At 50.1% G+C, this 21679-nt stretch carries 19 protein-coding genes; 12 read left to right on the forward strand and 7 right to left on the reverse strand.

What is annotated here, in order from left to right; translation table 11 throughout:
* Window positions 1–145: 145 nt before the first annotated feature.
* The 10 genes from C0068_RS19455 to roxB all read left to right on the forward strand — a co-directional run bounded on the left by C0068_RS19455 (window position 146) and on the right by roxB (window position 12474).
* The gene (locus C0068_RS19455) at window positions 146–451 is read left to right on the forward strand and encodes a hypothetical protein (protein ID WP_146047871.1); all 306 of its coding nucleotides are present in this window, start codon (window positions 146–148) and stop codon (window positions 449–451) included.
* Complete coding sequence (locus C0068_RS10200) at window positions 348–2153, forward strand: c-type cytochrome (RefSeq protein ID WP_146047872.1); 1806 nt, start codon at window positions 348–350, stop codon at window positions 2151–2153. The genes C0068_RS19455 and C0068_RS10200 overlap by 104 nt, the downstream gene beginning before the upstream one ends.
* A 108-nt stretch (window positions 2154–2261) precedes the next feature.
* Window positions 2262–2765, forward strand: coding sequence for a TlpA family protein disulfide reductase (locus C0068_RS10205; RefSeq protein WP_103684395.1), 504 nt, complete (start codon window positions 2262–2264; stop codon window positions 2763–2765).
* A gap of 1 nt (window position 2766) precedes the next feature.
* Complete coding sequence (locus tag C0068_RS10210) at window positions 2767–2979, forward strand: DUF4266 domain-containing protein (RefSeq protein WP_103684396.1); 213 nt, start codon at window positions 2767–2769, stop codon at window positions 2977–2979.
* Window positions 2980–2990: 11 nt separating this feature from the next.
* Window positions 2991–4190, forward strand: a complete 1200-nt coding sequence (locus C0068_RS10215) for a DUF3570 domain-containing protein (protein ID WP_103684397.1) — start codon at window positions 2991–2993, stop codon at window positions 4188–4190.
* A 45-nt stretch (window positions 4191–4235) separates the two neighbouring features.
* The gene (locus tag C0068_RS10220) at window positions 4236–5138 is read left to right on the forward strand and encodes an FAD:protein FMN transferase (protein ID WP_199176152.1); all 903 of its coding nucleotides are present in this window, start codon (window positions 4236–4238) and stop codon (window positions 5136–5138) included.
* Window positions 5139–5541: 403 nt separating this feature from the next.
* Window positions 5542–6258, forward strand: coding sequence for a hypothetical protein (locus C0068_RS10225; protein WP_103684398.1), 717 nt, complete (start codon window positions 5542–5544; stop codon window positions 6256–6258).
* A gap of 307 nt (window positions 6259–6565) precedes the next feature.
* Window positions 6566–7066, forward strand: coding sequence for a DUF2505 domain-containing protein (locus C0068_RS10230; RefSeq protein ID WP_103684399.1), 501 nt, complete (start codon window positions 6566–6568; stop codon window positions 7064–7066).
* Window positions 7067–7327: 261 nt separating this feature from the next.
* Window positions 7328–9778 carry a c-type cytochrome gene (locus C0068_RS10235; RefSeq protein ID WP_103684400.1) on the forward strand — a complete coding sequence of 817 codons (2451 nt, stop codon included), beginning with the start codon at window positions 7328–7330 and terminating at the stop codon, window positions 9776–9778.
* Between the two features lie 254 nt (window positions 9779–10032).
* On the forward strand, window positions 10033–12474 hold the full coding sequence (gene roxB / locus C0068_RS10240) for a rubber dioxygenase RoxB (RefSeq protein ID WP_103684401.1): 2442 nt from the start codon (window positions 10033–10035) through the stop codon (window positions 12472–12474).
* A gap of 141 nt (window positions 12475–12615) precedes the next feature.
* Here the strand turns inward: roxB and C0068_RS10245 are convergent, their stop codons facing one another.
* A complete protein-coding gene (locus C0068_RS10245; RefSeq protein WP_103684402.1) occupies window positions 12616–14664 on the reverse strand; it encodes an NADPH-dependent 2,4-dienoyl-CoA reductase in 2049 nt (682 codons plus the stop codon).
* A 341-nt stretch (window positions 14665–15005) separates the two neighbouring features.
* Here C0068_RS10245 and gdhA point away from each other — a divergent pair, with 341 nt between their 5' ends.
* Window positions 15006–16361: an NADP-specific glutamate dehydrogenase gene (gene gdhA, locus C0068_RS10250; RefSeq protein ID WP_103684403.1), complete on the forward strand. Its 1356-nt coding sequence runs from the start codon at window positions 15006–15008 to the stop codon at window positions 16359–16361.
* Window positions 16362–16484: 123 nt separating this feature from the next.
* Here gdhA and C0068_RS10255 read toward each other — a convergent pair whose 3' ends face one another.
* The 5 genes from C0068_RS10255 to dauA form a co-directional block, all read right to left on the reverse strand.
* On the reverse strand, window positions 16485–16766 hold the full coding sequence (locus C0068_RS10255; protein WP_103684404.1) for a hypothetical protein: 282 nt from the start codon (window positions 16764–16766) through the stop codon (window positions 16485–16487).
* A gap of 99 nt (window positions 16767–16865) precedes the next feature.
* Window positions 16866–16991, reverse strand: a complete 126-nt coding sequence (locus tag C0068_RS19790; RefSeq protein WP_269844895.1) for a hypothetical protein — start codon at window positions 16989–16991, stop codon at window positions 16866–16868.
* A 149-nt stretch (window positions 16992–17140) separates the two neighbouring features.
* Window positions 17141–17482 carry a zinc ribbon domain-containing protein YjdM gene (locus tag C0068_RS10265; RefSeq protein ID WP_103684406.1) on the reverse strand — a complete coding sequence of 114 codons (342 nt, stop codon included), beginning with the start codon at window positions 17480–17482 and terminating at the stop codon, window positions 17141–17143.
* Between the two features lie 19 nt (window positions 17483–17501).
* The gene (locus C0068_RS10270; RefSeq protein WP_103684407.1) at window positions 17502–17732 is read right to left on the reverse strand and encodes a hypothetical protein; all 231 of its coding nucleotides are present in this window, start codon (window positions 17730–17732) and stop codon (window positions 17502–17504) included.
* Entirely contained in the window at window positions 17719–19461 is a 1743-nt protein-coding gene (dauA, locus tag C0068_RS10275) for a C4-dicarboxylic acid transporter DauA (protein ID WP_103684408.1), read from the reverse strand. Before dauA ends, C0068_RS10270 begins: the two co-directional genes overlap by 14 nt.
* A 216-nt stretch (window positions 19462–19677) precedes the next feature.
* Between dauA and pckA the strand changes: the two genes are divergently transcribed.
* Entirely contained in the window at window positions 19678–21291 is a 1614-nt protein-coding gene (gene pckA, locus C0068_RS10280; protein WP_103684409.1) for a phosphoenolpyruvate carboxykinase (ATP), read from the forward strand.
* A gap of 152 nt (window positions 21292–21443) precedes the next feature.
* Here pckA and C0068_RS19655 read toward each other — a convergent pair whose 3' ends face one another.
* Window positions 21444–21650, reverse strand: a complete 207-nt coding sequence (locus tag C0068_RS19655; RefSeq protein WP_332908289.1) for a hypothetical protein — start codon at window positions 21648–21650, stop codon at window positions 21444–21446.
* Window positions 21651–21679: the final 29 nt, after the last annotated feature.

Below are 21679 nucleotides of genomic sequence, written 5' to 3' on the forward strand. Positions count from 1 at the left end.
GGCCGGCTGACTTTAGTCAGCATTTGTCACTGTATGTTGGGACAAGTGCTGGCATCCCCGTTCAATATTCCTCTGCTCTAACATGGCTAAATGATCCGCTACAAAGTTTGTTAATAATAAGTTTGCTGTTGTTCGGGAGAGTTTCATGGGAAGGGAATATCAGTGGCTACTAAGTGTCAGTCTCGTACTAAGTTTGGCGGCTTGCGGTGGCGGCGGTAGTTCTTCTGCGGCGAATCCAGCTTCTGCGCCAGAGTCGGGAAGTAACACGGAAACCGACACTAGCAACAATAGTGGGGAGCAAGTGTTGCTGCACAGCAGTCGCGGTGGTCACGCCTGGGCTGAATTCTGTGACGGCAAGCCAGATAATTCGCCGCTACTACCGCACACTTCACGCCAAGGGCGCGCTGATCGGTCGCGGCCAAGGTCAGCCAGAGACCGCGCATATGTTTAGCGGGCAAACCACCGAGTACGCTAATTTTACTGACCCTACGAGCATCTCCGGTAGTGGTTCTTTGTTTACGATTACCGCCGATGCTTACAATAATCTTTGGCAAACATGGACGGGCTATATTGCCGCGCCGCAGTTGCCAGCGCGCCCAGCGAATTACGATTACTTGATTTCGCAGCGCTACGGTTCGGCCCTGCCTCTTGAGCGCAATCCTTATCCGCTACCCGGTGAAGATCCCAATCAGACTAACGGCGGCAGCGGTCAGTTGCCGGTGGCGTTTACCCAGCTACGTGAAGCAGATGGAAATTGGACTGGTCAGATTGGCGTTAAGCTGTGTTCGTTTTGTCACGACGGCCAGCTATCTACCGCGAGCGCGGGCCAGCAAGCGCCGGTCTTTGGCGGCGCGGGCACCATTGGTGATTTCACCGTGGCATTTCGGGATTTTGCCGCTGCAGGTTTAAGCCCGACCTTTGGTATTTTAGGTGGGCCGCTAACCATTGCGCCAAACCGTGGCACCGGTGCTATCGATCAATTCCAAATTGGATTTTTGGTATTTAATGGCGGCAATCCAGAAGAGTTTACCAACGACAAAATTTTATTTAGTCAGGCTATCGGTAACATCAAAAGTCCGCCGTGGTGGAATATGGGGCACCGCGTACAGAAGTTTCACGGCGCGGTGTTGCCAATGGATTCTTCAAGAATTGATATGGCGGCCTATTACCCACTGGCCATAAATGATGATCCCGTCGCTTGGGTAGATGAGGCCTCTTACCCATTCCAAATTTGGGCGGAATCGCTAAAAGCGCCTGCATACCCGGGGCCGGTGAATCAGTCATTGGCAGAGCAGGGCGCAATTTTATTCCACAATAAAAACTTGTGGGCGGCGAGTTTGAATAACCCTGTGCCGCAGCCAGATGAATTGGGTAATGGCAGTTGTGCGAGTTGTCATGGCGTCTATTCGCCACGTTACGCAAACGATCCCAGCTTTTTAGCTGATCCGCGTATGGCGGGTATTGCCGCAAATTTAGTGTCGATGGACGTGATTCGCACCGACTCTGTTTACGCGGATGCGCAGCAAAGTCTTCGCAATGCCGACGGCTCCCCCAATGTGGGAATTGAGTACAACCCATTTTTGGAATGCGGGATTGGCGACTTTGGTGATACCCCGAATAATGAATCGGTAATGCTGGCGCCACCGCTGTTTGGTACATGGGCCTCGGCGCCGTATTTTCATAATGCCTCGGTGCCAAATTTGTGGGGTGTGCTAGACCCTAATAACGAGCGGCCGAATATTTGGTTGCGTCAATCTACGCCGGCACCAGAAGGGATGGAGGGGCGTGTTGTGATGGGCTTCGACACCGATATCAACCGCGCCTACGACCACGAAAAAATGGGTTGGAAATATACCGAGCTTGATTGTGTAAGCGGCTTTCCTGCAACGCAGCCATTGCTGAACTGCAATCCTATCGATCCTTCATTACCCAGTCTTCAAGATGTCTTGGGCGCGATATACACGGAAGTGGCTCTGCTGTGGAATTTGCCCATAGACGAGCTGGCCAGTATTCCCCTTGTTGATCAGCAGATAGAGGCGCGCAAAGTCTACAATACCAATATCTATTCGCAGGGTAATCAGGGGCATGATTTCACGGTGGTACTCACGGATGCGGAAAGACGCGCTATTATTGAGTACTTGAAGACACTTTAACGCCCTGCGTGCCAGACTTGGCATGTGCGGATAATCAGCGGCCTCTACGAACACAGGGGCCGGCTTAGCAGCTGTTAGGCTGCCAATAAAATAAACTAATAAAACGCCATGACTGATCTTCGTTTAATACTAATTAGCATCATATTATTTTTCTCTGCGGGCGCGGCGGTGGCTGTGACGGCGGGAGATAAAGCCCCTGAGTTTAGCCGCGTAGATATGCTAGATGGTCAACGCCACAACTTGGCGGACTACGCGGGCAAGGTGGTGTACGTTGATTTTTGGGCCTCTTGGTGCGGCCCCTGTCGGCAGTCGTTGCCAAGTTTAGAGGCGCTTTATAAAGAGCTGGGCGAGCGCGGTTTTGCCGTGCTAGCTATTAACGTAGATGCCTACAGCCAAGACGCCAGCAGCTTTTTAAAAGCCTACCCAGTGACTTACCCCGTGCTTCGCGATCCTGACAATAGCTTGCCCGCCGCCTTTGGCGTGAAAGGTATGCCGACCGCATTTTTACTAGACAAAAAGGGGCTGGTGCATCGTGTGCACGAGGGCTTTCGCCCCGGCGATGCCGAGCGCTTGCGCAAAGAAGTGCTGGCACTCTTAGCAGAGGAATCTTGATATGCGTCTAGTTTTGATACTGCTTGGTTTATCGGGCTTAGCTGCGTGCGCGGTGGAGCCGGTGGAAGCCTGGGAGCGGGATTTTCTGGCGCGGCCAGAAATGGCTTGGGACCCAGATGCGCTGGGTAGTTCCTATCGCAACCATGTGCATTTTAGTAAAGAAGCCAGCAATGGCGGCGCCTCCGCTGGTGGCGGCGGCTGCGGTTGTAATTGAAGGGCGGTGATATGAGTCAAAACTTAAAAAATAAACGCGCTCTTACCGCATTAACCAGCGCAGCATTGGCTATTCCTGGTATGAGCACTTCAGTTCAGGCCGCTTCAGTGCTGACCGAAACCGTGGTGCAGTACAAGGCCTCGGCCTATCGCGAAGCAGATTTAGACAGCAGCAGACTTTCCGGCGGCTCCCTTGAGCGCTACGAGATCGACACCCAACAAGTTCGAGCGCAAATGCCGCTGGGCGAGAAAACTGACGCCAGTATCGAGTTTATGTATGAAACCATGAGTGGTGCCTCGCCGTGGTTTATTCTGCCGGGGCAAGATGGGCCGGTGCAGGTAATGAGCGGCGCCACCATTCACGAAGAACGCAAAGACCTACAGGCTAAGGTTAATCATCTGCTCAACGACAAAACCGTAATTTCGTTGATTGCCGGCGTGTCGGATGAAAAAGATTATTTCGCGGTAAATGCGGGGGTAGAGGCGCTCTATGAAATCCCCGATACCCAGCTCACCCTAACGGCTGGCCTAGGCTATAGTGACGACGAGTTAGAGCCGACCGACGGCACTATATTGCCAGACCGCATTGAGCGCGCTACCAGAGACAGTACCACGGCCTTTGTCGGACTGTCGCAAATCTTAAGCAAAACCACCGTGGTGCAGGGCAGTTTGACTTACAGCCTACAGAGGGGCTTTTTATCTGATCCCTACAAAAAAGTTTGGATAGATGATCAAGCCATTACCATTAACGATAGCCGGCCAGACGACCGCAATCAGTTTGTCGCCCAAGCACGGCTGCGGCATTTTTTGCCGGACTTAAAAGCAGCCCTGCATTTGGACTATCGTTATTTTGAAGACGATTGGGAAGTTGCCTCTAGCACCATAGAGGCAGCGTGGTATCAAAACCTGCCCGGCGGTTGGGTGTTCACACCGTCGCTGCGTTACTACACTCAAAGCCAAGCTTTCTTCTATGCGCCGTATTTCTTTTCGGCGCGCAATGATGGTTTTGGCTCTGCGGATTATCGTTTGTCACCCTATGGGGCAATCAGTGTAAAACTACGCCTAGAGAAGCGTTGGCAACGTTTTGACCTGCATGCCGAGTGGGAAAGCTACGAAGCCAGCGCAGATTATTCTTTAGATTCCGTCGATGTAGAAAACCCTGCCCTGGTAGAATTTGATATTCTCTCCGTGGGACTTAACTGGCGACTCTAAAATGCGCGCTGGCATGCTCCTTAAATTCTAACGGAGAGACAGCGCGTGCAGCTTTACCACTATCCTTTCACCGCAATGGCCAGCCCCTGCGAACTGCGTTTATACGCCGAATCGCAAACAATGGCCGATGCGGCCGCGGAGGCAGCCAAAGCCGACGTTATCCGTATTGAACAAACCTACTCCCGCTATCGTGACGACAGCGTGGTGGGCAAAATCAATGCCGCCGCTGGCGGCGATCCCATCGCTGTTGACGAAGAAACCTGCGCCTTAATTAATTACGCTACCACCGCTTATACCGAGAGCGGTGGCCTGTTTGATATTAGCTCAGGCGTATTGCGCGAAGTGTGGAATTTTAAACTCGGCCAACTACCCAGCCCCGCCGCCGTCGCATTTTGTTTAAAGCGGGTGGGGTGGAATAAAGTGCACTGGGACGCCCCTAATATTTCCTTACAGCAAGGAATGGAATTGGACTTTGGCGGCTTCGGCAAAGAATACGCTGCCGACCGCGCCGCCATCATTTGCGAAGAACATGGCATCGGTCACGGCCTAGTGGAACTGGGCGGCGACATCAGTGTCATTGGCCCCCACCCCGACGGCAGCGCTTGGCAAATTGGTATTCGCAACCCCCGCGATCCCGAAGTGGCGGTAGCGGTCATACAGCTAAAGACCGGCGGCCTCGCGAGCAGCGGCGACTACGAACGCTATATGGTGATAGACGGCAAACGCTATAGCCATATACTCAATCCCCGCACCGGCCGCCCCGTAGACAAACCGATGGCCGGTGTCACCGTTGTCGCGCCACTGTGCTTGCTTGCGGGAACCGCCGCAACCGTCGCCATGTTGCAAGGTGAAAAGGGTGCGCCAGCCTTTTTGAATGACCTAGGATTACCGCATTTGTGGATTGATCAGGCGGGAATGCTGGGGGGAGATTTAGTGCCGAAAATTTAGAGTTAAGGTTTAAGAATTAACGTATAGATAATTCCAGAGTTGGTATTGGTTCATCCCAGAACTAGACCAGCTGTCTACCGTCAATGATGGCCTAGCGTCTCGTTAACGGTCAGTCGATTAAGCGGTCAAACTCGTATTCAGCAGCATGGCGCTCACTAATTCTGATCGGATTTACTTAAGCAATTGATTTTTATTAGGAGGTGGTTATGCTCAGAGCTAAGGGACTCCACATCAAATGCAGGATGCACGCAAATGAAAAATCCATTTCAAGCGTACTATTGTCCTGATTTAAATTGAATTTTCCTGCTTAAACACCTTGGCAATTAGACTTGCTATGTGCATGAGCTATAAAGTGGAACGCATTTGAATTTGTTGTTAGGTGTAAAGGAGTTCAGGCTTCATAATGAATAAAAAAGAAATCACTGATTGTGTAACCAAATATGCAAGCTACATGGAAGAGATAAAGAAAAGAACGGATGTGGTTTCTAGGCTAATGAAAATGCATCAGGCAGGTCAATCCATGACCGGCTATATCGAAACCGACATTGATACTGTTTATCTACAACTAAGAAAAATTATTGAGCTGATAATGTTTGCATGTATTGTCGCAAACAAATCCGCCGGCCTTACGTTGAACAAAACCCTTAGAAAGGGGTATGAGATTCAGAAAATAAAATCCGAGCTTCAACGATTTAATTTAAATTTTTTCCCTACGCCGAAGGCAGAAGATGGCTCAGATCAGGATGGCATAAGAAAAGTGAAGGATCTCGCTCATGAAGAACGGCCATTTATGACTGAAACCGATATTTTTAAGGCTTACGGCAACGCCGGAAACTATCTTCATTCCCAGAGAGATTATCAATATGGTGGTTCTGAAGCCAAGACTAAGATACTCCAGCGAGGTGTGAATTCTGTAGATGAACTAGTAGCTTTGCTTAATCACCATTGGACAGACATCACAAATGACTCATTCTTTGCAGTTGTTATGCAAGGTAAAGAAGATGGAAAAGTTCATGTTTCTTATATGGAGCGAGTGGAATCACCTAACAATTCAAGCAAGAAGGACGCGCAAACAGCGCGCCTCTTCTTGAGGTGTTACGTTTTTCTGGAACTGCTATGACTAAGCGCAATATGACAGCTGGTGAAGAACATTACGTTTTTGGAATCGAGGAGTTCCGAGATCGTGTATCAAGTCTGTTGCTGGGGCAATTTCGAGAGATTCTCGCCGAGAGAAAAATTAACCTTCCATCTATCTATATCGATGGGGTCAGAGTCGTTGAAATATAATAAAAGGCAATAACACTGAACTCTTGATCGCGAGTGCACTTGAACAGCGCCTGCCACGGGTATTGCGACCATAACTCAATTATATGAAACTGCAGCACAATAGCTGATTTATTAATAACGCATAATTAGAAGAAAACACGATGAATTTTGTAGAAGAACACATTTTTGATGCCCCCCTTGAAGCCGTCGAGCGCATGTATTTTGACACCGCATTTTGCCCGCGTAAGTATGAAGAGCTGGGTCTTGAAAATATCAAGGTTGTGGGCAGTAGCGACGATCCAGAACAGTATTTTGTCGACTGCAGTTTTGTTATGGAGCCCTCTCTGCCACTGCCGGGTTTTATCAAGAAATTTCTACCAGGTGGGGAAAAAATTAGCGTTCGTCAGATTGACCGCTGGAATACTAAAACCCGAAAAGGCGAACTCGAAATTCAGCTCCAAGGACTGGAAAAAGTACACATCCGAAGCGTAATGACACTAAAGGCTCACGAACGCGGTGCAGTCAACGTAATGCAATGGACAGTGGAGTGTAAAATTCCTTTAATTGGCAACAAGCTCGCCGATTTTCTTGGCAAAGATATTCGTAGCAAGGCAGCCAATGATCACGCTGCGAGCCTCAAGATTCTGCAAGACTATCTATAGCCTAGCTTGCGCGCCATAAGTCATGAATAAGCATGTCTTTTATATCTTGTGCTCTTGCGGTTCAGCAGATAGATCAATGAGGTTAGAGTCGTTGAAGTAGATAATTGCTTAAATCAACGACACTGTTTCTAATTATTCCCGCCAATTATTACCGCGTATCTGCCTTGTCGCTTGCGGACAATCTCTGACGTTTGCCTACCGCATTCAAAAACCATTCTCTGTCACACTTTGTAAATAATGATAAGTAGGTGTGGAGAGGGTATGCCCATGTGGCAAAGAAATCTGACGGGGTTTGGCGCGCTTTTAATTGGCGCGGTGCTTTCAGCCTGTGGCGGTAGTTCTGGTGGGAGTCCGCAGGGCGGCAGCAGCGTTGGTGGCGGGAATGCGCCGGCAGGCAGTCAGGAAGAATTTTTTCGCACCAATTTGCAAACCTCCTCGGGCTTTTGTCGCACCTGTCATATTCCCAATGGCGTAGCGGATACTGATGATGGTCGCGGTTTGATGTTGAGCAGCAATACCGCAAACGATTTTGCTAATTTGCGTTCGGCTTGGGAGGGGCTTGGTGGCGGTGTGGACAGCAGCCCGCTGTTGCTTGAGCCCAGTGATCCTGCAGAACCCCATAGCGGTGGTAAGCCGTGGCCAAAAGGTAGCGCGCCGTATGAGGCAATGCGCAGTTTGCTAAGTTGTTGGGACAATCCCGAAACCTGTACCTTGAGTGGTGGCGGTAATGACATTCCCGCCGACTTAGCTCCCTTGTTAGGAAGTGCCCACGGTGGGCATGCGTGGTTTGATTACTGTGCCGATAATGGCAGCGGCGCGCCGCGCTCTGACGCGGCGGTGTTGCCGGAAGATCCCCGCGCGCTTGTGCAGCCAGGTTTTAATGATGGTCGCGCAGTGCACTTTAATGCGTTTTGGAAAGATTGCCATATTGACCCTGATTTGGTGGGGGAGAAGCCCCATCCAAAAACCTGTGGTGAGTTGCGTACCTCAACGCGTCGCGGCGAGGTGATTATGGGCGCTGCGCCGATGAAGCAGGCCGACGGCAGTTATTTAAAGTATGAGGATGGGGAGATAGTTCGTCCGGGTTCAACGTTTGCCGGTGACAATCCCCACGGCTTTTCTGCTGTTCCGGCGAGCTTGTACAACCAGCTGTGGTTGATTTGGGGTATGCCTGGCCGCCCAGATAATTTTGATGAGTTGGCGTCTGAGCGCTATGGTTTTGGCCCCTTGTCGGTGAACAACCCTTATCCTTTGATGGGGGAAGACCCTAACCTCACTAATGGCGGCAGTGGTCGCTTACCGATCGGTTTGATTCAAACCCGTATGGAAGATGGCAGCTACAGCGGTGAGATTAGCCATAATTGTCAGGGCTGCCACAGCACCACGGTAAACAATCAAATTGTTTATGGCGGCGGTGGTTCCTTGCTGGATGCTACGGTGGTGTCGCGAGATTTTGCGGCCTTTGGCTCGGTGGTTGGTATTGCGATAGATCGCCTAGGTTTAGCGGGGCGGGTGCGCGGTACTAATAATGCGCAGTTTTCTAATATCACTGCATTAACAGGGTTTAAAACACCGCAGCAGTTTGCTGATGTCATGCGCAACGGTACTACGGGAACAGGCGATACTCCGGCGTGGTGGAATGTTGGCCGTCGGCCGGTGAAGTTTGTTGACGCGATGTTTCCCGGTGATGCGGTGCGGGTGGACTTTGCCCTGTTTCAACCTCTGCTAACGAATAAGTACGGCCTGCCTGAGCAGGACCCAACTTGGATTAGTGATCATGTGCAAGATGGCGATCACTACATCATGTCGCAAAAATCGCCGGAGTATCTCGGTGAGTTTGATGAATCGTTGGCAGAGCAGGGCGCGATTCTGTTTCATACCAAAGACCTATGGGCGAGCAACTTAAATAATCCGGTACAGCGACCCGAGGGTGGCAACGGCAGTTGCGCGAGTTGTCATGGTGCGTATTCGCCGCGCTTTGTGAATGACCCTGCTTATTTGGCAGACCCTGTATTGGAGGGGATTGCCAGCAATGTGGTGGCTATCGATATTATTGATACAGACCGCGTGCGTTTTACAACGTACAACGACGGCACCAACGAGGCGATGTCGACGACTAGCGTTGCTTATCCTGAGACAGAGGGCAGCAGCCAAGATTGTCGTGTGCAAAATATGCCGGGTATGCAGGTAGATGCAAACGGCAATGATCGGCCGCGGGGTTATGCCGCACCGCCGTTATATGGTGTGTGGGCAACCGCGCCGTATTTACATAATGGCTCGGTACCCGATGTGTGGAGTTTGTTGGATTCTGCCGAGCGGCCTGCGGTGTGGCGGCGGGTTTCTAAGGAGGCCCGCGCCGATCAGAAAGGGCAGGTAGTGATGGGTTTTGAAACGGATTTTCAGCGCGGTTACGATCAAAGCAAAATGGGTTGGCGATTTGATGAGTTGAATTGCGAGTTTGGTGCCTCGGTGCCGAGTTTGGAATGTAACCCGCTTAACGATGTGAGTGATTTTTTCTTGTCGGAATTGTTCGGCAATTTACTCTTGGCGTGGAATATTACCAACCCGCCGTCCTTAAGTAATTCTGATATTGAGGGACGTAAGGTCTACAACACGCGGCATTTTAGTCAAGGCAATGGCGGCCATGTGTTTAGCGATGTACTCAACGATGGCGAGCGGCGGGCGATTATTGAATACCTGAAAACCCTTTGATAATTGGGGGCAGTGTAAAAACTCTGCGGCTGGGCGAAAGAAGCGGTAACTTGCTGGCTACCTTGGTGTATTGACCATCACGCGAGTGATAGTTTTTACACTGACCCCAAATTTGGCCTGGCTTGGCCGGACAATGGGTGGCACGGCTTACCAATATGGACGATTGGCGGGTGGTGCATACTGGGCTATAAAATAAGTTCAGTTTGCCCTGTTTTACACTCTATTTGTTGGTGACGGGGCCTCAGGAGTACCGCATGCGCCGTTTTCGCCTAGCACATAGTTTACTTATCTCAGGCTTGTTATCGCTTGTCGCCTGCGGCGGCGGAAGTAGCGGCAGTCCCCAAGGTGGCAGCAGTGGCACCCCTAATTCCGGCAATAGTGCTTCGGCAGAAGAGTTTTTTCAAACCCGTTTACAAACGTCGTCTGGATTTTGCCGCACCTGCCATATTCCTGGTGGGGTAGCAGATACCGCTGAAGGCGATGGTTTGATGTTGTCTACTAATGCCGCTGATGATTTTCGTTTGCTGCGCGCATCTTGGGAGGCCCTTGGTGGCGGAGTGGAAAGCAATCCCCTATTAATTGAGCCCAGTGATCCTAGTGAACCGCACAGCGGTGGTAAGCCGTGGCCGGTGGGGAGCCAGCCCTATGAAGCTATGCGAACGCTATTGGCTTGCTGGGATAATCCAGATAGTTGTGCTTTGAGCGGCGGTGGCAGTGGTCCCGCGCCAGATTTGCAACCTCTGTTGGGTAGCGCGCGGGGTGGCCACGTCTGGTTTGATTATTGCGCTGCCGATGACAATGGCAATCCTCGTCCAGATAGCGCGGTACTACCTGAAGATCCTCGTGCCTTGGTTCAGTCTGGGGTTAGTGACGGTCGTGCGGTGGAGTTCAATACCTATTGGGTAGATTGTCATGCCGATCCTGCCTTGGTCGGAGAAAATGCGCATCCGCAAACCTGCGGTGACTTGCGTGCCAGTTCCCAGCGCGGTCGTGAGCTGATGGTGGGCAACGGTGAAGTGGGTGCGGGTACTTTCTTCGATGGCGATTATCACGACACAAGTGCCTTGTTAGCCATACCAGCCAGCTCCTATAACAAGGTGTGGCAGCAATGGGGTTTGATGGCGCGACCAGATAATTTTGACACCTTGCTTGCCGAGCGTTACGGCATGCCTATTAGCCAAACGCGTAACCCATACCCATTGCCCGGCGAAGATCCTAATACCAGCAATGGCGGCAGCGGTCAGTTGCCTGCCTTTATGACCCAGATGCGCGGACCCAATGGCGAGTGGACGGGAACCTTGGGTTACACCTGTCACGCCTGTCATAGCGGTGCTGCCGGTTTAGTTGGCGAGGGTGCTGACACCGGATTCCAATACGGTAGCGGTAATCCCCTGCAGGATATTGCCTTGATGGCGAAGGAGTTGGGGCTGAGTGCGGCGAGCGGATTCGATGGGAAAGGCTTTGGTGCTATTTTCAGTTTGTTTGGTACCAGCCGTGGGACGAATAATGCGAGCGATGTGAATGTGTTTTTCTTGATTAATCAGGAAGGCGGACCAAGTTTTGATGAGCAATTGTTTGGTGTGCTTACCTCTGGATCAACCGCGTCGGGGGATACACCGGCGTGGTGGAATATTGGTCATCGTCCGGTTAAGTTTCAAGATGGTTATTTTGCCGCTGACTCTAGTCGCGTTGATATGATTTTCTATACCCCAATCGATGGGGTAACAGGTGGCGATGAAGGTGAAAACTGGGTGCGCGATCACGCGCAAGACGCAGACAAGTGGATGATGTCTTTGAAGTCCCCAGAATATCCATTGCCAATTGATACAGCTTTGGCAGAGCAGGGCGCAATTTTATTCCACAGCAAAAACTTGTGGGCGAGCGATTTAAACAATACCGTTCCAGAACCCGAGGGTGGCAATGGTTCCTGTGCGAGTTGTCACGGCGCGTATTCGCCACGGTATGTGAATGACAGCAGCTACTTGGCCGATCCGCTGATGGAAGGGGTGGCCAGTAATATTGCGCCTAAGCGTGTTATTCGTACTGACCCTGCGCGGGTAGACACCAACAACGAAGCGGTTAACCAATATGGTGGCAATAGCTTCTTAGGCTTTTATGAAACCGTTGGCACTGAAAATGACTGTGGCCCACGCAATCGCGAAGAGGTCAGAGGTGATCGTGAGGTGGGCTATTTAGCACCGCCACTTTATGGGGTTTGGGCCACGGCGCCGTATTTGCACAATGGCTCAGTGCCAGATGTGTGGGGCTTGCTTGATCCCGAGGCGCGTCCGGCGATTTGGCGCCGAGTATCTACCCCCGCCCGCAGCGATCAGCAGGGTAAAGTGGTAATGGGCTTTGATGTGAGTATGGCTAGAGCCTACGATCCGCAGAAAATGGGTTGGCGCTACGATGCACTAAGCTGTGGCGAGGGTACCATTCCATTCTTGGACTGCACCCCCGGTAGTAACGACAGTCCAATATTTCAAGACATACTTAGCCAGCTCTACGGCAATTTAATTTTGACGTGGAACCTTGGGCAGTTGCCGGTCTTTCTGCAGGCGACCAGACTGCAGGTGGAAGATAGAAAAATTTATAATACCCATTTGTATAGCCAAGGTAATGAGGGTCACGACTTTACTGCGGTACTCACAGACCCAGAGCGGAAGGCGATTATTGAGTATTTGAAAACGCTGTAATTGATGAGTTGGGCCGGCGGGAAAGCTAGTGTCGGTTTGGCTTGTTAATTTAAAAATTAATAAAACAAAAAGCCATTAAGTTAATTGCTAAATGGCTTTTCTTTAAAGTTAGGCAAAGTATGGCGCTACATCACTGCGCATTTACAAGCGTGCCGCAAGTTCTGCACCTTCGCGTATTGCGCGTTTTGCATCGAGTTCCGATGCGATATTCGCGCCACCGATGAGGTGGTAGCGCGGGCTCGTTTTTGCGCCTTGTTCCGATTCCGAGTTGTAAAGCTCGCGGAGCGGCTCCTGTCCTGCGCAGATTACAATGTGGTCTACCTCTAACAGGCGTTGTTTGCCTTCTTGGCTTATATGTAGGCCTTGGTCGTCTATGCGGTCGTAGCTGCAGCCAGCCAGCATGTTGACACCTTTATTTTTGAGGGTGGCGCGGTGTACCCAGCCGGAGGTTTTGCCTAGGTCTTTACCCAGTGCAGTGGTCTTGCGCTGAAGCAGGAATATCTCCCGCTGTGAGGCTTGAGGTTTACTGGTTACGAGCCCGCCGCGTTCGGCACTGCTTTGGTCAATACCCCACTCGGCAGACCAACTGGCGATGCTTTGCGGTGATTCAGCGCTGTGGTCGTGGGCGAGATACTCCGCTACATCAAAGCCGATGCCGCCGGCGCCGATAAGGGCGACGCGCTTGCCGACGGTGACTGTACCTTTTAATACGTCTATGTAGGAAACCACCTTGGGGTGGTCGATACCTGGAATATTCAGTGCGCGCGGGCTGACGCCAGTGGCAATGACGACGTCATCGTAAGCGCCACTGATAAGTTCGGCCTTTTCGACGCGATGATTAAGTGTGAGTTTGACCCCTGATCGATCAATTTGCGTGCCAAAGTAGCGCAGGGTTTCACTGAATTCTTCTTTGCCGGGAATGGTTTTGGCTAAATTAAATTGACCGCCGATCTTGTCGGCTTGATCAAATAAATGCACAAGGTGTCCGCAGTCTGCTGCGGAAGTGGCGCAGGAAAGCCCTGCCGGGCCAGCGCCGACGACGGCAATTTTTTTGGCCTTGGTTGTGGGCTTAAAGACCAATTCAGTCTCGTGGCAGGCGCGGGGATTTACCAAGCAACTGGCGCGTTTCAATTGGAAGGTGTGGTCCAAGCATGCTTGATTACAGGCGATGCAGGTGTTGATTTGGTCGCTACGATTACTGGCCGCTTTGTTTACCCACTCGGCATCGGCCAGCATCGGTCTGGCCATCGACACCATATCGGCTTGGCCCTTCGCCAAAATATGCTCGGCAATATCTGGCATATTAATACGGTTGGAGGCGATAACAGGAATATTGACTGCTTGTTTTACGGCGGCAGTAGCTTCGCTGAATGCGGCGCGGGGTACCGAGGTGACGATGGTGGGTACGCGCGCTTCGTGCCAACCAATACCGCTGTTTATCAAGTTTGCGCCGGCGGCTTCAATCTCTTTGGCGAGGTCTATTATCTCTTCTCTAGTGCAACCGTTTGGCACTAAATCGAGCATTGATAAGCGGAAAATAATTATAAAATTAGGGCCGACTTTCTTGCGGGCGGCGCTGACAATTTCCACGGCAAAGCGACGGCGATTTTCGGGACTGCCGCCATAGCGGTCTTTGCGCTTATTAGTGGCTGGCGCTAAAAATTGATTAATTAAATAGCCTTCGCTGCCCATTATTTCGACACCGTCGTACCCAGCTTTTTGGGCCAGTTGTGCGGTGCGGGCAAAATCGTTGACTGTGCTGGCCACGCCGCGGGTACTTAAGGCGCGAGCTTTAAACGGATTGATTGGCGCTTTGCTTGTTGAGGCAGTTTTAGAGAGTGGATGATAGGAATAGCGGCCGGCATGAAGAATTTGCAGGCAAATTTTGCCTCCCGCTTGGTGTACTGCCTTGGTGACTTTACGATGGTTGCGAATATCTAAACGGGAGTTAAACGTACTGGCGCCGGGATAAAGCCAGCCACTTCGATTGGGGCTGTAACCGCCAGTTATCATAAGGCCCACGCCGCCCTTGGCGCGTTCCGCGAAATACGCGGCGAGTTTGGGGAATTGCCAAAAACGATCTTCTAGACCGGTGTGCATGGAGCCCATTACCACCCTATTTTTTAGCTGAGTAAAACCCAGATCGAGGGGTGTGAAGAGGTGTGGGTAATGCTGATTTTCTGTACTCATGTCATGGCTCGCAATGTCTAGGCGAGCTCAAGATATCCCCTGAAGTTTACAGTGTCAATATTTGGGCTAAGTCGCATTTCATCGCTGAGATACAATGACTGGGGCGGATCCGTCGCGCTATGGTGCCCGCGGACACTGAGTGTAATTAGCTGGCATCGAGTGGATGTGATTGCCACTTATTTAAATCGTTATTTTGGTGCTGTGGACTCATGAGATTATTAGTTTTACTGCGAGCTGAGAGTAAATTTATTTTGCATCGAAAGACTCGATAAGGAGTGTTGCTGGTCGTGTGCTATATCTGATATCTGCTAAGATCTGGTCCTATTTATGAGGGTGGCCGCATGTCAGTGATTCAGTACATTGGTTTAGAACAATTTATGGAAGGGGTTGTTAGCCGGAATCCTGGTGAAGTCGAGTTTCATCAGGCTGTCTACGAGGTTGCCGTTGATATTTTTGATTTTATACGTGACAAGCCGGTCTACCACGAAGCGCAAATTTTACACCGTATCGCTGAGCCAGATAGAGTGGTTTCTTTTCGCGTATGCTGGGAAGACGATGCTGGCAATGTCAGGGTGCAGCGGGGGTATCGCGTACAGAATAATAATTCCATTGGCCCCTACAAGGGTGGCTTGCGGTTCCACAAAAGCGTTAATCAAAGTATTTTGAAATTTCTCGCCTTCGAGCAAACCTTTAAGAATAGTTTAACCGGCCTGCCTATGGGCGGCGGAAAGGGAGGCTCTGATTTTGACCCTAAAGGAAAGTCTGATCGTGAAATCATGCGTTTTTGCCAGTCGTTTATGACCGAGCTATATCGGCATGTGGGTGAAGACACGGATATTCCCGCCGGTGATATTGGCGTGGGCGCCCGCGAGATCGGTTATATGTTCGGTCAGTACAAGCGCATAACTAATCGTTATGTTGGTGTGTTAACAGGTAAGGGCTTGGAATGGGGTGGCAGCCTGGTTCGCAAAGAAGCTACCGGCTATGGTGTGGTGTATTTTTTAGATCATATGTTTAAACAAGAGAAAACCACCATAGACGGTAAAGTTATTGCGATCTCGGGGGCGGGCAATGTGGCTACACACGCCGCAGAGAAGGCAATTCAACTTGGCGCTAAGGTTGTCACCCTGTCTGATTCCACTGGTTTTATTCACGATCCCGATGGATTTAATCATGAAAAAATTCAGTGGGTAGTTGAAAAAAAGAGTCAGGGGCGCGGAAGTTTAGCAAGTTATGTGGATGTTTATTCTGGTGCTACTTTTCATGCCGGAGAAAGGCCGTGGTCAGTATCCTGTGATGTTGCCATGCCCTGCGCAACGCAAAATGAACTGAATGAGAAAGAAGCTAAAATTCTACTGAAAAATGGCGTGAAGGCGGTAGTTGAAGGCGCCAATATGCCTTGCAGCAATGATGCTATTGCAGTGCTGCGGAAGGCGCGAATTTTGTTTGGGCCGGCCAAGGCCGCCAATGCGGGCGGTGTCGCCGTATCCGGTTTGGAAATGAGCCAAAACAGTACGCGAATCAGTTTAAAAGAGGAGCAGCTACAGGGGATGCTGCGTGAGATCATGGGGAATATCCATAAGAATTGTTTGGAGTTTGCCGTGCAGGACGATGGCTATGTTGACTATGCCAAGGGGGCGAATATAGCGGGCTTTAAAAAAGTCGCCAATGCGATGTTAGCGTTTGGAATATTGTGAAAATAAAAATGCCGGCAGAGATATTTTCTGACAACATTTATTGATGTGCGATATCTCAAAAAAAGGTCCAGTGAATAATGAATCCACTGGCCCTTTTGTAAGGTGGGATGGCGAATATGAATACTATTTCGCTGCGGCTAAAGCCCCCACTAAGCGTTTGTTGGCTTCAGTCAGCGCTGCGCTAGCCTTCGCTTTATACCGGTTTGGATCGGCGGTGATATTAATATCTTTAGTGCTAGAAGATCCGCCACTCACTGCGCCAAGTACAGAGGAGAAAACATTGGCGGTCTTCTGGAGCCCACTGGTTGAGTCTTCTGTGTTGCCGTAAGCACCAGGAATAACAACGGGAGCTTGAATATACACTTTCGCATTGGGGTCATTAAAGGTGCTGGTGATGCCGCGCAACCAATCTATGCCGGAACCCGATTTGACCTGAATGCCTTGCCCTGCACTTACCTCTGCGGAATATTCTGCACCTTTGATGTCTGAATAGGCATTAGATCTTTATTCGGTTTCGCTGCCAAAGTACACAAAATGCACGATGTAATTCACATTAAGAATAGGGGGTTGTAATTGCTTGGCTGCATCATAGGCTTCATATGGAATGCTGCCGCCAATAGCTTTGCCCATTAGGCTGCGCCCGCTGGGTGCAAAGGCGATATTTTCCTGGCTGCCGCCGGTTACCACTTTGAATGACGAGGTGGTTCGTTTGCGGCTGGAGCTTATACGTGAAGGAAGGGGCTTTAGCTAGGTATGGTGTCTGCATTCGCCCCTGTGAGTTACTGACTCTTTTTAACGAACTCCGACTTTAGCATCATTGGGCCGATACCTTTGATATTGCAATCGATGTCGTGATCGCCCTCTACTAGGCGGCCAATTTTTACCTTGGTGCCAATTTTAGCCGTAGTTGATGTGCCCTTGATTTTGAGGTCTTTAATGAGAGTTACGTAGTCTCCTTCCGCAAGTAGGTTGCCATTGGCGTCTTTTACAACGAATTCACTTTCCGTTGCAGCGGCTTCGTTAGGATTCCATTCGAATCCGCATTCCGGACAAGATAATACGGCTTGTACTTCATAGACGTAGCTGGACTCACATTTTGGACAAGGGGGTAGCGTACTCATTATTTAGCTCCTTTAAAAATTATAAATAAACCGTGAAATCACTTAGGCCAAGTGATTTGATTAATGGGACTAATGTATTTAAGTCTTCTGTGGCGATGGGTTTGTCGTCATTGTCGGCAAAAACAAAGGACTTGCTGTGCTTGTCGCGCAGCATAACAAACCATTGGGCTTGATTGCCCGGCCTGATTCGCACTTGCGCTTCTTTCCACGCGCCGGTTTTGCCTATGGCAATGGCATTATCTAGTTTCATGTGGTGTTCCTTTCTTTAGGGCATCTTCAATGGCATCGTCTAGGGTAGGAAATGATACGTCTAGCGCGCCGGATGCTTCTTCTCGTGCTTTTGCTAAGGTTTTGAGTGGTTGGAATTGCCAGTTAGAAAAACGAATGGATATGTTGTTTTTTTGACAGTGGGCAATTAATTTCTTGATTGCAGCGAGTCCGCCGGCATCTAAGTAAGCGCTGTATTGTAAATGTATGATGAGTCCATTAACCCCGTTCATTTGCGTAGCGAGTTCTCCGACGATGCGATCGGCGGCGGCAAAAAATAAGGGACCTCTAATTTTTAACACTCTTATATTCTTTGGCGGCTTTGTGTGGACAAAGTCCGGGTTGTTAGTAATGTCGACCACATCTGTTAATGCAGCAATCTCTTTCATAAATAATAGCGAAGCCAACACGATGCCGGCGGTGATGGCGATGACCATATCGAAGAAAACGGTTAGCGATAGGCAGGTCAAAAATACCAGTACATCGCTGCTGGGGGCGGAGCGCACCAGCTTTACGGATTTTGCTGCTTCGCTCATATTCCAGGCAACCAATATTAGAAGTGCTGCCATGGCGGGCATAGGGATATACGCCAAGATTCGAGCGAGAAGTAATAAGCTGAGTAACACAACTATTGAGTGAACAATGGCTGCAATAGGCGATACGGCGCCAGTCTTGAAGTTGGTTGCTGAGCGCGCGATGGCTGCTGTTGCGGTTACGCCGCCAAAGAAGGGTGTTATTAGGTTGCCTAAACCTTGCGCTAGTAATTCGCTATTGGCGCTGTGACGTTTGCCTGACATGCCGTCGAGTACAACTGCACACAGCAATGATTCGATGGCGCCTAGCATGGCGATGGCGAAGGCGGCGGGAAGTAGCTCTGATATTAAATTCAGCGATAACCCCAGTGCTTGCCCATCTGCGCCGGGTCTGTTCCAAGGCCAGTCAAATGTGGGCAAATAAGGGGGGATGCCGGGTGCTTGTTCACCGCTGGGTAGTAGGTAATGAAAGCGGGAGCCAATGGTGTCTACATCGATGCCTTGCCAACTCAATAGAATACCTAATAAACAGGCTAATACGAGTGCGGGCAAGTGTGCTGGAATGCGGCTACCAAGCCGCGGCCACACGATCATAACTGCAAGCGTGAACAGGGCGATGCCGAAACTACCCAAATCGGTTTGCTGAAGTTGGCTGCTGATGGCGATTAGCTTATCAATAAAGTGTTCGGGCATGGTGTCGATTGTGATGCCGGTAAAATCAGTGATCTGTAATACCGCGATTACAATGGCGATGCCGCTGGTAAATCCCAGCGTGACGGATTCTGGTATGTATTCAATGAGGCGGCCGAGTCGCGCATAGGCCATTGTCACTAAAATACCGCCGGCCATAATGGAAGCTAGTAATAGGCCGGCTAAGCCATGTTTTTCTGCCAGTGGATGCAGGATGACGACGAATGCGGCCGTTGGCCCAGAAATACTGAAGCGACTTCCCCCGGTGAGCGCGATGATGGCGCCGGCAATCATTGCGGTATACAGGCCATATTGCGGCGCGACACCGCTGGCGATAGCCAGTGCCATTGCTAAAGGAATGGCAATAATACCAACGGTTATTCCGGCAATAAGGTCTTTGAGTAGGTCTGCGCGGGAGTATCCATCGGCAAATACCTCGCGCAGTGCATGTCCTATTCGCAATGACAAAAGATGTGCTCTATGAGACAAGCCGGATATTCCTTTTCGGGTTAAGTGAGAATTAGCTTTTTACTACTATCAAATTAGCCGTAGTTCTTGGTGCGGAAATGCCAATGTTTTTACGAGGGCTGCCTACCTGTGTCGTAACAGGGCATTGTTAAGTATGATAATAGCATTATAATAATATTATCATTTAACGTTGTTGAAAGTCACATCTGTATTAATTTCAGTAAAAGGATTCCTACCATGCCCCATCTCCGATTGCAGCAGGCCCTCAAGCACTACGGTATTCATGATCCTGAGGCTATTCTTTACAATCCGGATTACGAGACTCTGTTCCAAGAAGAGACGCGCGAGGGGTTGGAGGGGTATGAGGCGGCACGCTTAACAAGCAGTGGTGCAGTCGCGGTGGATACGGGTATCTTCACTGGACGCTCACCAAAGGATAAGTATTTTGTTAAGGATGATACAACTCGCGACACGCTGTGGTGGTCAGATCAGGGGCGGAATGATAATAAGCCTATTACGCAAGAGACGTGGCAGTCGCTAAAAGCCGTAGTGGGAGGGCAGCTTAGCGGTAAGCGTTTGTTTGTTGATGATTTATTCTGTGGTGCGAATCCCGCGAGTCGTCTAAAAGTCCGTTTTGTAACCGAAGTGGCTTGGCAATCTCATTTTGTAAAAAATATGTTTATCTGCCCTGCTGCGGCTGAACTTGAAAATTTTGAACCGGACTTTGTCGTGCTGAATGGGGCTAAGGCGGTTAACCCAAATTGGCAAGAGCAGGGGCTTAATTCAGAGAATTTTGTTGCCTTTAATATGACCGAAGGGGTGCAGCTTATCGGTGGTACTTGGTATGGCGGTGAAATGAAAAAAGGCCTTTTTTCGGTAATGAATTATCTGCTGCCCCAGAAAGGTATTGCGTCCATGCACTGTTCAGCCAATGTTGGCCCCGACGGCGACACCGCGATATTTTTTGGGTTGTCAGGGACAGGAAAAACCACGTTATCAACCGATCCAAAGCGCGCATTAATTGGTGACGATGAGCACGGCTGGGACGACAACGGCGTTTTTAATTTTGAGGGTGGCTGCTACGCCAAAACCATCAACCTCAGTCAAGAGCAAGAGCCGGAGATTTATGCGGCGATCAAGCGTGATGCGCTATTGGAAAATGTAGCTGTGGATGAGGCGGGCAATGTCGATTTTTCCGATTCGTCTAAAACTGAAAATACCCGCGTTTCATACCCGATTTACCATATTGAGAATATCGTCAAACCAGTTTCTGTGGGTGGCCATGCAAATAAAGTTATCTTTTTAACTGCAGATGCATTTGGCGTGTTACCGCCGGTGACTCGTTTGACTAAAGAGCAGGCTCGTTATTATTTCTTGTCGGGTTATACCTCTAAATTGGCGGGCACCGAACGGGGAATTACCGAGCCTACGCCAACCTTTTCAGCATGTTTTGGCGCTGCGTTTTTAAGTTTGCATCCCACGCAGTACGCGGAGGTGCTCAATAATCGCATGGAGCAGTCTAATGCCCAGGCCTATCTCGTGAATACTGGTTGGAATGGTACTGGTGAGCGAATTTCCATTAAGGCGACGCGTCGTATTATTGATGCCATTTTGAATGGCTCAATTGAAAAGGCTGAATTTAATACCTTGCCGATATTTGGGCTAGAAATTCCGAGCGCGCTTGAAGGGGTCGATGGCGGCATTATTGACCCGAGAAATACCTATGGTGATGTTAAAGAGTGGACCGACAAAGCTTCCGCCTTGGCCGCTAAGTTTGTTGCTAACTTTAGTCAATTTACGGATACCGAGGAGGGGCTTGCCTTGGTGGCTGCCGGTCCTAAGTTAGACTAGCGTGAAATATTCGCCAATTTGAGGTGGGTGTTGAGTGCGGCTAGTACTTCTTCCCCCACTTCAGTTTGCTTGATGGTTTCTGTTATTTTTATTGCGGCGAATACGCTTTGGGGCAGTGCCTGCGAGTCGCCGCTATTGCTTAGCGGTCAGTGCTAGCGCTTTGGTTTGGGACCTTTTGCCGGAGTTGGGCTTGTACTGTAGGTGACGCCATGATCATTTAGGTAGCCGCGAATTAGTTGCCGCACTACTTGTGATGGGGTGAGGTCTTGTGTGGCACAAAGCTCTTCGAATGCCGCCTTCTTTGCAGGGTCAACTAAGACAGTCAGTCGAGCAGTTTTTGATTCCAAAACAATCTCCAATTATCATTAAATTATAACTCAATGATAAT

Source organism: Zhongshania marina (assembly GCF_002915595.1).
In the GTDB taxonomy this organism is placed as follows: Bacteria; Pseudomonadota; Gammaproteobacteria; order Pseudomonadales; family Spongiibacteraceae; genus Spongiibacter; species Spongiibacter marinus_B.